Origin of the sequence: Pseudoalteromonas ardens (genome assembly GCF_030125445.1) — a bacterium.
In the GTDB taxonomy this organism is placed as follows: Bacteria; Pseudomonadota; Gammaproteobacteria; order Enterobacterales; family Alteromonadaceae; genus Pseudoalteromonas; species Pseudoalteromonas ardens.
Map to the genome: position 1 here is coordinate 151,419 of NZ_JASJUV010000003.1, position 14,857 is coordinate 166,275.

At 49.7% G+C, this 14,857-nt stretch carries 13 protein-coding genes; 8 read left to right on the forward strand and 5 right to left on the reverse strand.

Going from position 1 to position 14,857, the window contains the following annotated elements; genetic code table 11:
• Nucleotides 1–383: 383 nt before the first annotated feature.
• Entirely contained in the window at nucleotides 384–1,547 is a 1,164-nt protein-coding gene (gene argE / locus QNM19_RS11435; protein WP_049864713.1) for an acetylornithine deacetylase, read from the reverse strand.
• Between the two features lie 173 nt (nucleotides 1,548–1,720).
• On the opposite strand from argE, the gene argC reads away from it, so the two are divergent.
• The 6 genes from argC to QNM19_RS11465 all read left to right on the forward strand — a co-directional run bounded on the left by argC (nucleotide 1,721) and on the right by QNM19_RS11465 (nucleotide 8,488).
• Nucleotides 1,721–2,731 carry an N-acetyl-gamma-glutamyl-phosphate reductase gene (argC, locus tag QNM19_RS11440; protein ID WP_284026717.1) on the forward strand — a complete coding sequence of 337 codons (1,011 nt, stop codon included), beginning with the start codon at nucleotides 1,721–1,723 and terminating at the stop codon, nucleotides 2,729–2,731.
• 3 nt (nucleotides 2,732–2,734) lie between these two features.
• Nucleotides 2,735–3,517, forward strand: a complete 783-nt coding sequence (gene argB, locus QNM19_RS11445) for an acetylglutamate kinase (RefSeq protein ID WP_284026718.1) — start codon at nucleotides 2,735–2,737, stop codon at nucleotides 3,515–3,517.
• Nucleotides 3,518–3,525: 8 nt separating this feature from the next.
• A complete protein-coding gene (locus tag QNM19_RS11450) occupies nucleotides 3,526–4,446 on the forward strand; it encodes an ornithine carbamoyltransferase (protein WP_284026719.1) in 921 nt (306 codons plus the stop codon).
• A 31-nt stretch (nucleotides 4,447–4,477) separates the two neighbouring features.
• On the forward strand, nucleotides 4,478–5,692 hold the full coding sequence (locus QNM19_RS11455; protein WP_284026720.1) for an argininosuccinate synthase: 1,215 nt from the start codon (nucleotides 4,478–4,480) through the stop codon (nucleotides 5,690–5,692).
• Nucleotides 5,693–5,716: 24 nt separating this feature from the next.
• On the forward strand, nucleotides 5,717–7,582 hold the full coding sequence (argH, locus tag QNM19_RS11460; RefSeq protein ID WP_284026721.1) for an argininosuccinate lyase: 1,866 nt from the start codon (nucleotides 5,717–5,719) through the stop codon (nucleotides 7,580–7,582).
• A 387-nt stretch (nucleotides 7,583–7,969) separates the two neighbouring features.
• Nucleotides 7,970–8,488: a hypothetical protein gene (locus QNM19_RS11465; protein ID WP_049863190.1), complete on the forward strand. Its 519-nt coding sequence runs from the start codon at nucleotides 7,970–7,972 to the stop codon at nucleotides 8,486–8,488.
• Nucleotides 8,489–8,537: 49 nt separating this feature from the next.
• On the opposite strand, the gene QNM19_RS11470 is transcribed toward QNM19_RS11465, so the two are convergent.
• Both QNM19_RS11470 and coaD read right to left on the reverse strand, forming a co-directional pair.
• Complete coding sequence (locus QNM19_RS11470; protein WP_049863191.1) at nucleotides 8,538–9,902, reverse strand: capsule assembly Wzi family protein; 1,365 nt, start codon at nucleotides 9,900–9,902, stop codon at nucleotides 8,538–8,540.
• Complete coding sequence (gene coaD, locus QNM19_RS11475; RefSeq protein WP_049863221.1) at nucleotides 9,899–10,381, reverse strand: pantetheine-phosphate adenylyltransferase; 483 nt, start codon at nucleotides 10,379–10,381, stop codon at nucleotides 9,899–9,901. Before coaD ends, QNM19_RS11470 begins: the two co-directional genes overlap by 4 nt.
• Nucleotides 10,382–10,556: 175 nt before the next feature.
• Here coaD and QNM19_RS11480 point away from each other — a divergent pair, with 175 nt between their 5' ends.
• Nucleotides 10,557–11,213 (forward strand): TetR/AcrR family transcriptional regulator, encoded by a 657-nt coding sequence (locus QNM19_RS11480; protein ID WP_049863192.1) that lies wholly within the window; start codon nucleotides 10,557–10,559, stop codon nucleotides 11,211–11,213.
• A gap of 125 nt (nucleotides 11,214–11,338) precedes the next feature.
• Nucleotides 11,339–12,796 (forward strand): tRNA uracil 4-sulfurtransferase ThiI, encoded by a 1,458-nt coding sequence (gene thiI / locus QNM19_RS11485; RefSeq protein WP_049863193.1) that lies wholly within the window; start codon nucleotides 11,339–11,341, stop codon nucleotides 12,794–12,796.
• 51 nt (nucleotides 12,797–12,847) lie between these two features.
• Here the strand turns inward: thiI and QNM19_RS11490 are convergent, their stop codons facing one another.
• Both QNM19_RS11490 and QNM19_RS11495 read right to left on the reverse strand, forming a co-directional pair.
• A complete protein-coding gene (locus QNM19_RS11490; protein ID WP_049863194.1) occupies nucleotides 12,848–13,861 on the reverse strand; it encodes a twin-arginine translocation signal domain-containing protein in 1,014 nt (337 codons plus the stop codon).
• Nucleotides 13,862–13,864: 3 nt separating this feature from the next.
• A complete protein-coding gene (locus QNM19_RS11495) occupies nucleotides 13,865–14,797 on the reverse strand; it encodes a hypothetical protein (protein WP_049863195.1) in 933 nt (310 codons plus the stop codon).
• Nucleotides 14,798–14,857: the final 60 nt, after the last annotated feature.

Here is a 14,857-nt window from a genome sequence, read left to right on the forward strand (position 1 = left end):
ATCTGCGAGCGGCACGCATCAGAGGAAGGAAACAAACACAACTGGCAGCCATATGCCGGCCGAGTTGAACACGGCTAAGCACACAGCAGATGCTATCTGGGTGGTGATAATAAGAGAGTAGATCACACATCTTTTGCCCCTTCCTTGTCAGTAGACCGATACTGCGGCGTCCTGTGCTGACAGTCGATGGCCCCGAACGGCCCTGGTGCGACCCATGGCGGACCACACCGCGCAATGGGCACACCTTTCACGGATGGCGACCTGCTGCGCTTGACGGGGCGCATACTGACAGGCCGTTACCGATCATGTGTTACATCTGTTCAGGTATAGTGGGTGGTTGAGTTTTGTGCAAATTACACCTTATTACACGGGCAATGATTGGCTTAGCTAAAGCACTGTTGACGGATTAACTCAGTCAGGATCTGCTGACTGGGTTCGATTTTTTCCATCGCGAGATATTCATCTGGCTGATGTGCTTGAGCAATGGAGCCAGGCCCCATAACAATGGTTTCGCATCCTAGCTGCTGTAAGAACGGGGCTTCCGTACAATAGTTCACGGCAACGGCCTGTTGACCTGAAATTTTTTCAGCCAGTTTCACCAGTGCGCAATCCCGGGTGCCATGAAACGCGGGAATGGGATCATGCAGATCTATGACAGATACGCTGTCTGGATAGCGCTCATTGATGGGCGCAACAGCCTGCATTAACAAGGCCTGTAGCTCGGTAATGCTGAGTCCGGGCAGTGGACGCAGGTCGATATGTAGCTCGCAACAGCCGCAAATGCGGTTGGCATTGTCACCCCCATGAATATGACCTAAATTCAAGGTCGGGTAGGGAATGACGAAATCAGAGAGTGAATATTTATTCTTTAAATCTTCTTTTAACTGTAACAGATTAGCAATTACTTGCTGCATGACTTCAATGGCATTGAGACCACGATCCGGATCGGAACTATGACCTGAGCGGCCAGTGATCCGAATGGCTGAAGACATGTGTCCTTTGTGCGTATAAACCGGCACCATATCGGTTGGTTCGCCAATGATACAGCGTGCAGGTTTGAGGTTGCTGTGGCGCGCGATTTCTTGTGCACCTGCCATGGTGATCTCTTCATCTGCGGTGGCCAGGATCATCACCGGGGCACTTTGTTGTGCTTCTTGCAATTCCTCCAGTGCTTTCAACACAAAAGCAAAAAAGCCCTTCATATCGATGCTGCCTAAGCCATAGAAGCGGTTGTCTTTTTCACTGAGCTGGAAAGGATCAAAATTCCAGCGACTGTTGTCAAAGGGCACCGTATCTGTGTGTCCGGCCAGCATCAGACCCCCAGATTGCTCTGCCATACCGGGTGGGCACTTACGGGCGAGCAGATTGAATTTACCCGGTGCGCTGTGTAGCTCCGTGATTTCGGTACTAAAGCCCAGTTGTTCACACCAGTGTGCAAGTAGTTCAATGACTGCGCGGTTACTTTGATTGAGACTGGGATCGAGCGCACTGACAGAGGGGCGGGCGATGAGCTCGCTGTACATGGTTTTAAAGTCGGGAAGTGGCATTTATTTATCCTAAAATATTTATTCAAACCTGTTGCATAAAAATCTATATGTATGTAAGGTGAATATCAATTCATTTTTTTAGCATAAATATAGAGGGTGCAACAATGCGACGATAACATCATCAATAGCAGATTTATATGGTCTTTGTGTTTACTAATTTATAAGAGTTATCGATGTTTAACGTAGCAATTGTTGGCGCCAGCGGATATAGCGGCGCAGAGTTGGCCAGTTTGGTGGCCCGTCATCCGGGTTTGCACCTCAGTGGCTGTTATGTGTCCGCACAGAGTTTGGATAAAGGGAAGTATCTGAGTGAGTTATATCCTGAACACACAGGTTTACTTGATGTCTCCCTGCTCCCTTTGACGGATGAGACGTTTGCAGACATAGCCGACAGCGATGTCGACTATGTCTGCCTTTGTACCGATCACAAGGTGAGCGTTGAGCTTGCCCAGACTTTCCTGGCCATGGGTAAAAAGGTCTTTGACCTCTCCGGGGCTTACCGACTTAAAAGCAGCGCTGATTACGAACAATATTATGGCTTTAGCCACCCTTATTCGCAGTGGCTCGATAAAGCACAGTATGGTCTGGTGGAGTGGTACGGTGACGCTTTGAGCGAGGCACAGCTGGTGGCGGTGCCCGGCTGTTATCCAACCGCTGCATTGAATGCGCTGAAACCCCTCAAACAGGCAGACTTACTGAGCGATGACGCCATCATCATTAATGCGGTGTCAGGCGTCACGGGTGCCGGGCGTAAAGCCAGCCTCACAACACATTTTTGTGAAGTTTCGCTGACGCCTTATGGGTTGTTTAATCACAGACATACGCCTGAAATCGAGCGCTACCTTGCGCACCCGGTGTTGTTTACGCCACACCTGGGAAACTTCCCCCGTGGGATCCTCGAAACCATTTATGTTTCGCTTAAACCGGGAGTCTCTGACCATCAGGTGGCTCAGGCTTATCAGGTGCTGGCAGATGAGCCACTGATCCGGCTTAAGGGGGCTGCACTGCCGTCAATTAAAGGCGTGGCAAACCGGGCTTTTGTCGATATTGGCTGGCAGCAACAGGGGCAACAACTGATTGTCACAGTGGCCATTGATAATTTATTGAAAGGTGCGGCAGGACAGGCGCTGCAATGTATGAATCTGGCCAGTCAGTATCCGCATGAACAAGGGTTGATGGGGTAATTCATGACAAATAAAAAAACCTGGGTGATCAAACTCGGTGGTGCTGTGCTGAATTCAGAGCACGCCGCGCATGATTTATTTATTGCGCTTAAATCACTGGCTCAGCAAGGTCGTCCAGATAACTTTGTGGTGGTACATGGCGGTGGGGCGCTAGTGGATAGTTGGCTCAGTGATGCCGGGTTTGCGACCGCTAAACATCAGGGGCTGCGGATCAGCCCTAAAGAGCAAATGCCATATATAGTCGGTGCGCTGGCTGGGTGCGCAAACAAACAGCTCATGGCACAGGCAATCACAGCAGGTCTGATGCCGGTAGGGCTCAGTTTATACGAAGCAGGCCTGATAACCACGCAGAAACTCAAAGCGTTGGGGCAGGTTGGCACCTGTGAAGCGGATCACGAAAGTCTGATCCCTGAGCTGCTGGCAGCCGGAAGAATTCCCTTAGTCAGCTCGATTGGCATTGGTGCAGATGGTGCGCTGTTTAATGTTAATGCGGACGAAGCCGCTGCCGCGCTGGCACATCAGCTCTGTGGTGAGCTGATATTTATGACGGATGTCGAAGCTGTGCTGGATGGTGCCGGTCAGCCATTAGCGCAACTCAATAGTGACCAGATAGAACAACTGATTGCACAGAAGGTGATTGTGGGCGGGATGGAGGTCAAAGTTAAGACCAGTCTTCACGCTGCCCGACATTTACGACGTGGGGTGTATATCTCAAGCTGGCAGAAGCCAGATAACCTGCTTGCCCTGATTGAAGGGCAGCACGTCGGAACCCATATTCTACCGTAGGAAGCCTTATGTCGAGTCACTTTATTACTGGTCTGGAGTTTGATAAAAGCCAGATCCTGAAACTGCTTGCGCTTGCAAGTGACATCAAACAACAACCGCAGGAATTTGCCCACGCACTGGCGGGTAAATCTGTGGTCACGCTATTTGAAAAACCCAGCCTCAGAACCCGTTTGTCATTTGATATTGGGATCAACAAACTCGGAGGGCACGCGGTTTATTTGGATCAGCAAAACGGTGCCATGGGCAGCCGTGAATCGGTGCAGGATTTTGCATTGAATATCGCCACCTGGGCAGATGCGTTGGTCGCTCGGGTTTCTTCACACCACACTTTAGAGGTGCTGGCTGAATATTCTGATATTCCGGTGGTGAACAGCCTCTGTGATTTATATCACCCTTGTCAGGCATTGGCCGACTTTTTGACGTTGCAGGAGGTATTTGGCGATGTCAGTCAGATCAAATTGGCCTACCTGGGCGAAGGCAATAATGTCTGTCAGTCTTTATTATTGCTGGCCGCGACTCTGGGAGCCGACTTTGTTGCGGTTTGTCCTAAAGGACATTCTCCTGATGCCCAGATTGTTAAACAGGCAGAGCAAATTGCGGCCGTAAACGGGGCATCAGTGCTGATCAGCGATCGTATCGAAGCCGCAGCAGGTGCCAATGCTTTGTACACAGATACCTGGGTATCTATGGGTAGTGACACCTCACTGGAGCAGGCGAAAGCGACTTTTATGCCGTATCAGCTTAATCAAACATTGCTCGATCAGACCGGGGCTAGCACGGTACTACACTGTCAGCCTGCTCATCGTGGTTATGAGATCACATCTGAGGTGATGGACGGGCCTAAAGCACGGATCCTGCAACAGGCCGAAAACCGTATGCACGCACAAAACGCCCTGTTACTCGCGCTCATGAACAAACAGATCGTCTGAACCAATCGAATTAAGTATTAAGGTAAATATTATGAAAAACATTAAAAAAGTAGTGCTGGCTTACTCCGGTGGTTTGGATACTTCAGCAATTGTGCCCTGGTTAAAAGAAAACTATGGCTGCGAAGTGGTCGCGTTTGTGGCCGATGTGGGCCAGGGTGACGAGGAGCTTCAGGGCGTAGAAGAGAAAGCCCTGGCATCGGGCGCCAGTGAATGTCATATCGTTGATCTGAAAGCTGAACTGGTCAGCGAGTATATTTATCCGACTTTGCAAAGTGGTGCGGTGTACGAAGGCACCTATTTACTGGGCACTTCGATGGCTCGACCTATCATTGCTAAGGCGCAGGTAGAAATTGCCCGTAAAGTGGGCGCAGATGCACTGTCTCATGGCTGCACGGGTAAAGGCAATGATCAGGTGCGGTTTGAGTCCTGCTTTGCTGCGTTGGCACCCGATCTGGCAGTGATCGCACCATGGCGTGAGTGGTCTTTGTCTAGTCGTGAGTCTTTGCTGGATTATCTGGCTGAACGCAACATACCGTGTGCAGCTTCAGCAACCAAAATTTATAGCCGTGATGCCAATGCCTGGCATATTTCTCATGAAGGCGGCGAACTGGAAGACCCCTGGAATCAACCGAGCGATCAGGTCTGGACCTGGACTGCCTCGCCAGAGCAGGCACCTAATGAAGCCGAGCTGGTGAGTGTGCAAATTGAGTCTGGACAGGTGGTGGCGGTGAATGGTCAAGCCCTGACCCCCTATCACTGTTTGCTCACACTCAATGAAATTGCCGCTAAACATGGCGTGGGTCGTATTGATATTGTCGAAAACCGCCTGGTGGGCATGAAGTCTCGCGGGTGTTATGAAACGCCGGGAGGCACAGTGATGGTGGCCGCATTACAGGCCATTGATGAGCTGGTGCTGGATAAGGCGAGCCGAAAGTGGAAAGAAACCGTTGCCAGTGAATTTGCCCACCTGGTGTATGACGGGCGTTGGTTTACGCCATTGAAAGACTCTTTGCTGGCCGCTGCACAATCTCTGGCCCAGGTGGCGACGGGTGAAGTAGTACTGAAGCTATACAAAGGGCAAGTCAGTGCAGTGCAAAAACGTTCTGAGAACAGTTTATACAGTGAGGACTTTGCGACCTTTGGAGAGGATGATGTGTACGACCAGTCTCATGCCGAAGGCTTTATACGCCTGTTCTCTTTGTCCAGCCGTATTTCGGCACTGAACAAACAAAAGTCGGTCAAGTAAAGGTTATCAGAGGAGTAAAGTAACATGGCATTGTGGGGTGGGCGCTTTTCGTCTGGGCCGGATGAGGCCTTCAAACAATTTAATGATTCCTTGCCGTTCGATTATCAGCTGGCTGAGCAGGATATTGTTGGCTCGATTGCCTGGGCAGGGGCACTCAAACAGGTTCAGGTCCTGACCGACGACGAGCATGCCCAACTGGTTGCGGCGCTGCAGGTGCTGCTCGAGGAAGCCTGTGCTGATCCGCATGCCATTGCTACGGCCGGGTATGAAGACATTCATTCTTATGTAGAGGCGCGCCTGATTGAAAAAGTCGGCGACCTGGGCAAAAAGTTGCACACGGGTCGCAGCCGTAATGATCAGGTGGCCACCGACTTTCGCTTGTGGTGCCGAGAGAGTGGCTACAAAATACTGGATGCACTGACGATGTTAAAAACGGCTTTCGTTGCATTGGCAGAGCGTGAGCTGGGCACTATTCTGCCTGGTTATACTCATTTGCAACGGGCACAACCCGTATTGTTCAGTCACTGGTGCATGGCTTACGTGGAAATGCTGGAGCGTGATGCGTCGCGTCTGCAAGATGCCATAACACGGCTGAATGAATGTCCGCTTGGCAGTGGTGCGCTGGCAGGCACAGCCTATGCTATTGACAGAGAGCGGCTGGCTGCTGAGTTGGAGTTCAACTGTGCCACCCGCAATAGCTTAGATGCCGTGTCAGACAGGGACTTTGTCCTGGAGCTGTTGAGTTGTGCCTCCATCTCCATGCTGCACCTGTCACGTCTGGCCGAGGATATGATTTTTTATAACTCCGGCGAGGCAGGCTTTATTGATTTGGGCGACAATGTGACATCCGGCTCTTCTTTAATGCCTCAGAAGAAAAACCCTGATGCGCTAGAGCTTATCCGAGGCAAAACGGGGCGCGTGTTTGGTGCCTTCAGTGCCATGATGATGACCTTGAAAGCGCTGCCTCTGGCCTATAACAAGGATATGCAGGAAGACAAAGAAGGGGTGTTTGACGCTATGCCAACCTGGCTGGCAGCACTTCATATGGCTCAGTCTTGCATTGAAAGTGTGAAAGTGAATGCTGATAAAACCAAGCAGGCGGCACAGGGAGGGCATGCCAATGCCACTGAGCTGGCCGATTATCTGGTTGCGAAAGGGATCCCGTTCCGTGAAGGCCATCACATCGTGGGGCAACTGGTACAGCTGGCGCTGAGTGAACAAAAAAACCTTGAAGATCTTAGTCTGGCACAATTTCAGTCTGTGTGTACCCACATCGAACAGGATGTTTACCCGGTATTGCAACTCGATGCCTGTATTGCAGCGCGCAGCGCGAAAGGGGGGACGTCAGTCACTCAGGTTTCTGCGGCTATCGGCGCGGCGAAAAAAAAACAGCAAATCACGGTACGTGATGCCTCTTTGAATGATGTAGAGGCCATCGCGGGGTTGATCCAGTACTGGGCGAAAGTGGGTGAAAACCTGCCTCGTGCCAAAAGTGATATGATCCACAGTATCAATGAATTTGCTGTGACTGAGGTCGATGGCAAGGTCACCGGTTGCGCATCGCTTTATATTTACGATACAGGGTTGGCTGAGATCCGCTCACTGGGCGTTGATCCGACGATCCCTGTGAAAGGCCAGGGACAGCAGCTCGTTGCGCACCTGCTGGCTAAAGCCAAACGCCTGGCGTTAAAGAGGGTGATTGTGCTGACTCGGGTGCCAGGCTTTTTTGACAAGCAAGGGTTCAGTGGGTGTAACAAAGACAGCCTGCCCGAAAAGGTCATGAAAGATTGCGAGTTGTGCTTGCGCAAAAACAACTGCGATGAAGTCGCCATGGAATACATGTTACAGGCTGCGGAACCTGCGCGCATCCCTTGTCAGTTTGTGGCCTAGGTGTTTGGTGCCTGCTTCAATGAAAGTGCCCTGTCGGGCACTTTTGTCATTTCTGGACCCATGCTAATCATGACGCACAAAGTATTTGCACAAGGCTGGTCAAAGTGTGGCAGTGTTTGCTAGAGTAATGCCACATAATAAGAGTTTGAATACATAACGAAGTCTTATACCAATTTCACTTAGTACCTAGTCTATTTGAAGGAGCAACTAGGACGCTAACAGCGTTAAAAATTTCTCATTTAGAACCTTATACCTTAGACATAGGTTCACAAATTTTTGCCTTGTTATCGACCCTATTTTCTCGCTTCAAAATAGCTCACTAAATTAAGCAAATAGGTATTAAATGGCTTGGTCTATGTTCGAACAAACCACAAAACAGCGATATTTATGTTATTTGACTATTTTGGCTTAAGTACTGGTGCCATGGTGCTCTGGGGCTTTTATATGGCTTTTTTGCTCAGTGCCGGGCTGGCGATGCTGGGTATAAACACGAACAAGCAAGTTTTGTCCGCCTCTTTGATCCTGTCGCTGTCCTATAGCCTGAGCGATCTTTTTATGTCTATCGATATGGTCGCCAGCGACTTTATTTATTGGGCGAGTTATGACGTCCTGACCGTGGTGGCCTTGTTTATTGCCCGGTACAAATGGTTCAGGCATGCACCGCAGCAACCTGCTTTCTTCTATTGTGTGCTGGCGCTAAGCATCAATGCCTCGATGTTTTTCATGATGTACGTGGACTCCTATCTACTTGGTACCAGGGACCCTTGGTTGTTATGGTACATTTATTCCTGGACAGTGATCAGTGCAGACTTTGTGATGGTGGGGGCCCTGATAACGAATCGTGATTTTTTAGCCCTGTATCGTTTGTTTTATCCGCAACCGTATACGGCACAAAAGGCAATATGAGCGATTTGGGTAGAGTGGGTACCGCCCGAATAGATCGGGCGGTAAGGGATTAGAATCGGTACTCCCAGCTGACGGATGCTGATGTTTCATTGTTTGAATCTGTGGCGCCTTTATCACGCCAGTGCGCCAGATCCAGTTTTAGCAAACCGTTAAACAGGCCTTGCTGATAGCCAACCTGAAGCAAATCCCGATCGATATTGAGGGTGTCAAATTGTAGCCGTTTTACCTTGGCATAACCGCCGTAACCGCCCATACCATAGTAGTTTGCGCCTAAGCTAACGGAGGTTGCTTGTGGGCCCATGTGTGCACCCAGCCAGCGGTCACGTTCACGGTAATCTGCCCCTTCGCCTGCCGTCGCAAAGTGACACTGAAAACTGGCTTGCTGTGCCTGGCAATTCGTTTCAGTATCACTGTATTCAAGGTAAGATTTTATGCGATATTCCGATGTCCCCCAGAAGGTTTCAGCCCCTAAGGTGAAAGCGCCATTGTCTGGTAATGCGCCTTGGTCATTGTCGCCACTCACTTCACCATAAAAAGCCACGGGCATGCCCGCAATGCGAGAGGCGTATTTGACGTCGATGCTGCTCAGGCGCTGTTGATGCTGAGTTTCATCTTGTGGATCTGTCCGATATACGAAGTCACTGGCAGTGGTGGCATAGGAAACTTCCAACCCCGGTAAGGGAAAGGCTGATACTCTGATGCCCCAAAAGTCTTTTTCGTTGTCGACAGCCAGCTGCGGACGTTGCTTTGCTGCGATAGCAGTGATCTGCCAGGGACCGATAAAAGATAAAAAGCGTGGGCCGCTGTAATTGGTATTGGCGCGGCTGATGCGGAGTGCTTTCATCGGTGCTGCGTTGTTAGAGAGTAATAAGGCGTTTTCATTGCCCGGACCCCACCAGTAATCAAGTCGTTCTGCGCTAAACGCCCAGTCACCCAGCAACACTGCCAGGTGGCTGCCATGATGGTTGACCTGTTTACCGTCTTGCGGGTTATCGGCATAGTTAACTTGTACCCGGGCACTGACATTACTGCCAGTGATCTGACCATAACTGCTAATTCCGCTGCGAGATCGGGTTTGCTGACCAAATCCTGCCGGCATGGTCTGCTCATCACTATAATGTGTGATGATACCCGAGTGGGTGTCTCGCTTTGCCTGTTCCAGAGCATGCTTTACATGTTGCAGCGCAAACTGAGCATCTTCGGGTAACTGAGCTGAGTCGGCTTTAATCAGATCGTCCACCAGGCCATTCCACATTAAGGGGTATTGGTTAACTGGACGTTGAATGACACCAGCGCTGACGAGCAGGTCAATTGAGTGTTTAAGGTGGCTTTCCCCGGCATCAATCCAGGGTGAAGAGAATGCAGACGCTGAGGCCAGTGCCAGGCCGCTTAATATAAAACAGGAACGCTTCATCCGTGTAACTTTTCCTCTAAAGCTTTAGCCACTAATGGGCTGACAAATTCACTGACATCACCATGATGTAAAGCCACTTCTTTGACCAAAGTGGAAGAGATAAAAGAGTTTTTCTCAGAGGGCGTCAGAAATACACTTTCCAGTTCAGGAAACAAACGGCGGTTCATGTTTGCCAGCTGAAACTCATAATCAAAATCAGAAACCGCTCTGATCCCACGGATCAGCACATTGGCTTGTTGCTGACGGGCGAGGTCGACTAACAGTCCGGTAAAGCCAATGACTTTGACGTTGTCATGTTCCGCTAGTACCTCTTTAGCTAGATCAACACGTTCATCCAACGTAAAACAGGGTTTTTTGTTTGGGTTATGTGCAATGGCTAAAATGACAGTGTCGAACATTTTGGCCGCGCGTTTGATTAAATCGGCGTGTCCGTTGGTAAGCGGATCAAAGGTGCCCGGATATAAAGCGGTTACTTGCATGTCTGGATCATAAAAGTTCAAATTCGCTCTATATTATCAAGCTTACGGCACAATATCACTGGTCTGATTTCAAAATGAAAATTTAATGTTATTCCCATTTAGTGCTATTTTCACTGGGCGTTATAACCGAAAGGTCATATCGCTTCATTAATTACGTGTTATCAGAGAACCGAATATGAATACCAAGGAAAAAATTATTCGTACTAGTATCGCCTTGTTTAATTTACATGGCGAGCGAACAATCACCACTAACCACATCGCTTCTAATATGGGGATCAGTCCTGGTAATTTGTATTACCACTTTAAAAATAAAGAAGACATTATTCGTAATATTTTTGCGCTGTATAGTGAGCACCTAAGTACCCACTTTAAACCATTAGAAGCTCATGATGAGCCCGTTGAGCAGTTGACTCAGTATCTTGACTCGCTGTTTGAGCTAATGTGGCGCTACCATTTCTTCTACGATAACCTCAATGATATTTTGGTCCGCGACGATGTCCTTAAGAAGGACTACATTGCGTTTCAGGCGCGATTGTTTGAACAGGTAAAAGCGGTCGTTATTGGCCTGCGAGCGGCTGAAGTCATCGCGATCAGCAATGAAGATGCTAATGAGCTGGCCCACATGCTGAAAATGGTGGTGAGCTTTTGGACGCCGTATGTTAAAGCACGCAGAATGACCGGAGTGCTGGAGCAGCAGGATATCTATAATGGTATTGTTAAGGTTCTGATGCTGTTTAAACCCTACGCGACTTCACTGAGCCGGGACAAAATTCAACACTTGCAGCAGCATTATCAGACAATGGCGGATGCGTCTTTGCCCAGCATAGCTTGATCCCACAGACCAGAAAAGCTGGTTATCCTCTGTATATTTCCTAGTCTTTAATAAGTCTGCTATAATCGCGCGCCCGTTGTCGGCGCGCCAATTGCGCATTCATGTCCAAACCAAGAGTGACTTCTATGTTTAAATTTATCGTCAAATTGCACCCCGAAATCGTGATCAAAAGTAAATCGGTTCGCAAACGCTTTACTATGGTACTCGAACGAAACATCAAACTGGTGCTGAGCCGCTTTGACGAAAAAGTGACGGTAAAAAATAACTGGGACAACATCACAGTGGTAACGCACAGCGACGATCCTAAGATCCGCAAAGCGTTTATCAGTGGTTTGGGCCGTATTCCTGGCATAGTGCAGTTTCTTGAAGTGCAGGAAACCACTTTTGAAACGCTGGACGACATTTATCAAACCGCACTGCCTTTGGTGGGCCCGCAAATCGAGAATAAGACGTTTTGTGTGCGGGTGAAACGTCAGGGGGATCATGACTTTACCTCCAGTGATGTAGAAAGATATGTCGGCGGCGGTTTGAACCAGCATGTGCCGGGCGCACGGGTGCAGCTGCGCAAACCTGATGTGACGGTTAAAATCGAAGTAAAAGGCGATCGCGCTTATATCGTAACGACTAAACACCTGGGCATGGGTGGTTTCCCACTGCCAACACAAGAAGATGTATTGTCCCTGATGTCAGGTGGCTTTGACTCCGGTGTGGCCAGTTATCAGATGATCCGTAAAGGGGCGAGAACCCATTTCCTGTTCTTCAACCTGGGTGGCGCGGCGCATGAGATCGGTGTAAAACAGGTGAGCCACTACTTGTGGAAGCAATATAGCTCAACCCACAAGGTTCGCTTTATCACGGTGGACTTTGAGCCGGTGGTGGCAGAGATCCTTGAGAATATCGAAAGCAGCCAGATGGGCGTCGTGCTCAAACGTATGATGATGCGAGCCGGTTCCGCCGTTGCTGAGCGCTTTGGTATTCAGGCGCTGGTAACCGGTGAGTGTATTGGTCAGGTGTCGAGTCAAACGCTGGCAAACCTGAACGTGATTGATCGTGTCACCGAAACCCTGATCTTACGCCCTCTGATCCAATATGACAAAGAAGAGATCATTCGCATTGCACGCCAGATTGGCACCTGTGAAATGGCGGAGTCAATGCCTGAGTACTGTGGTGTGATCTCGAAAAAGCCGACGGTTAAAGCGAAGCTGGAAAAAATCGAAGCTGAAGAAGGCAAGTTTGACTTTGATGTGCTGGATACGGTGGTGGAAAATGCCATCGTGAAAGACATTCGCGAGATTGAAGCAGAGGCAAAAGAAGAAGTTAAAGAAGCGGAAAATGTCAGCGATCTGCCTGCCGGTGCCGTGGTGGTTGATATTCGTTCCCCGGAAGAGGAAGATGCCGATCCGCTTGAACTGGAGGGAGTTGAAGTGATCCACCTACCGTTTTTCCGCCTAGCGACGAAGTTTGGCGATTTACCACAGGACAAAGATTACTACCTCTATTGTAACAAAGGCGTGATGAGCCAGCTGCAGGCCCTGATCCTGCACGAAAATGGCTTTGCCAACGTCAGAGTATACCGCCCATAAGGGTTACCCTCTAAATTGTGGCTGAGCAACGGCGCTCAGCCACACCACATTTTACCCCAGCGTTACTTTTTTTAATGCCACACCGGAACGGCTCAGGGCTGATTCAACCAGCCGGATAGTCAGCGGATCGCGGCTGCTGCCATGTTGCATCCAGACTAATGATTGAGCAGTGCGCGCTGTGACCTGTGTATTATTGTGCAGCGCACTGAGGTAATGACGCGCGAACACCGCCTGGCTGGTCATATCATTAGAGATATTCAGGATCCCCGGATGGACACATTTTTCCTCGCACTGCGCAGTATCTGTGGTTGCGACAAATCGCGTTGCGTTGTTTGCCACTAACCTGACTTTGGCAAACACCGCACGGTTGAGCACGGAGATTTTGGTGACATCATCCAGTTGCCCGGCATACTGAGCCAGCCCATCAGCAGCCAACAGGGTTTGTGCAATGGCATGCTCAGGTATGACAGGCTGACCATGTTGATCGGTCAGCTGACCCAGATACACAATATGATCTGCATGCTTAGCACTGCTCAAGACGTGTAACCCCGGTAACCCCTGGGGGAGCGTCAATGTCTCCCAGTGTGTATTACCCAGGGTATTAACAAAATGCTCTGGTTTAAATGCCTTGCCCAGCGCCTTGCTTGCCGAGACCACCAGTGACGAGGTCGGTTGGAGGTCGTGTTCACTGCGATAAGCAATGGTGATTTGCTGCGCTTTCACCCCTTGTGCCAGCAGATGCATCAGGCTTGCATGCAGGAGTTTACTGTCAACACTATAAGGAAATGGTTTATCCGACACGACGCCCAGGATTATCAAAACTTGATGCCCTGTCCGGATCGGCAAATCCAGCGTGTCTGCCAGTGCCATGTATTGATCCTGCATGTGCGCTTGTTCTTGCAAGCCAGCATTTTTCAGTGTGGCTGTGGCGACGACGCCCTGATGCACATCAATGGTGTTTTGCCAGGCAAAAGTAGGAGTGCTGGTTGCCAGCGCGCCCAGTCCCAGTCCGGTCCCTTTTAAAAAGGAACGCCTGGACACAGTGGTGTGTTGCTGATTTTTCATAGATTAAGAAACCTTTTGATAGAGAGCCAGGTATTCAGGAAGCGCCTGGTGTGAGTTCAGCGTGTGCATATCGACCAGTTTGAACCCATATTGCGCCATTTCCCGGTGCCATGTTGTTGCGGAGCGTAGTCGTGTGCGTTGTGCCGCAGCTTGCTGCCAGGATTGCCCTTCAAACAGATTGGTCCAGTCATTCAGCACTGCCGCAAAGTGTTGTTGCACTGGCTTTTGTACGTCATAAAGGCGCATGGCAAGGTGACCGCCGGAGGTCATTTGTCGACTCAGCCCTGACATCATTCCGGTAAACACCTCTTGACTGTAACAGTGTGGGCCGTCATAAATGGCAGCCAGTTGCAAATGGGTGTCTTTGTTCAGCGCCAGTGCGTGTTGATCTACTTCAGTGGTTGTGGCAATACTGATCACATCAGATCGCGCGATGGGACTATAACTTGCCGGCATAGGCCGGGTAACAGTCAATTTGCGACCACTCACCTGTGGCAACTGAGCAATGGGATCAAAGCTGCTGTTGGGTAAGCCAAAACTGATGTAACCATCTACCGGGGCTGCAGTGATGAGATCCTGTAATGACTCAATACACTGGATTTGACGATCCTGATAGCGATGCATGTTGATCAGGTTCAGGTTCATTGAGTCCTGCGCCACCAGTTCGTTAAGGCGCGTGTAGATGGCGTGCTCACTCTCTAGTTGCGCGATACATTGGATCGCCTGTGTATGGATCTCGGCATCCTGATAAAGGTGTAATTGCTGAGCCAGAATAGGCAGCAATTCAGTCAGTCGGTTTTTGTCCAGGTAGAGTGCATGATAGCTATTTTCCTGATTTAACAAAGCCCTGACTAACGGAGAGGCTGCCACCTGACAACCAGTCAGTCCTGCGAGTGCTAAACTGCTTTTTAAAAACGTACGCCGCGACAATGTCATCCTTATACCCTTGTGCTGAAGAGGCGCAAACGCCTCTTGAAACGATTAAAAGAATAAATA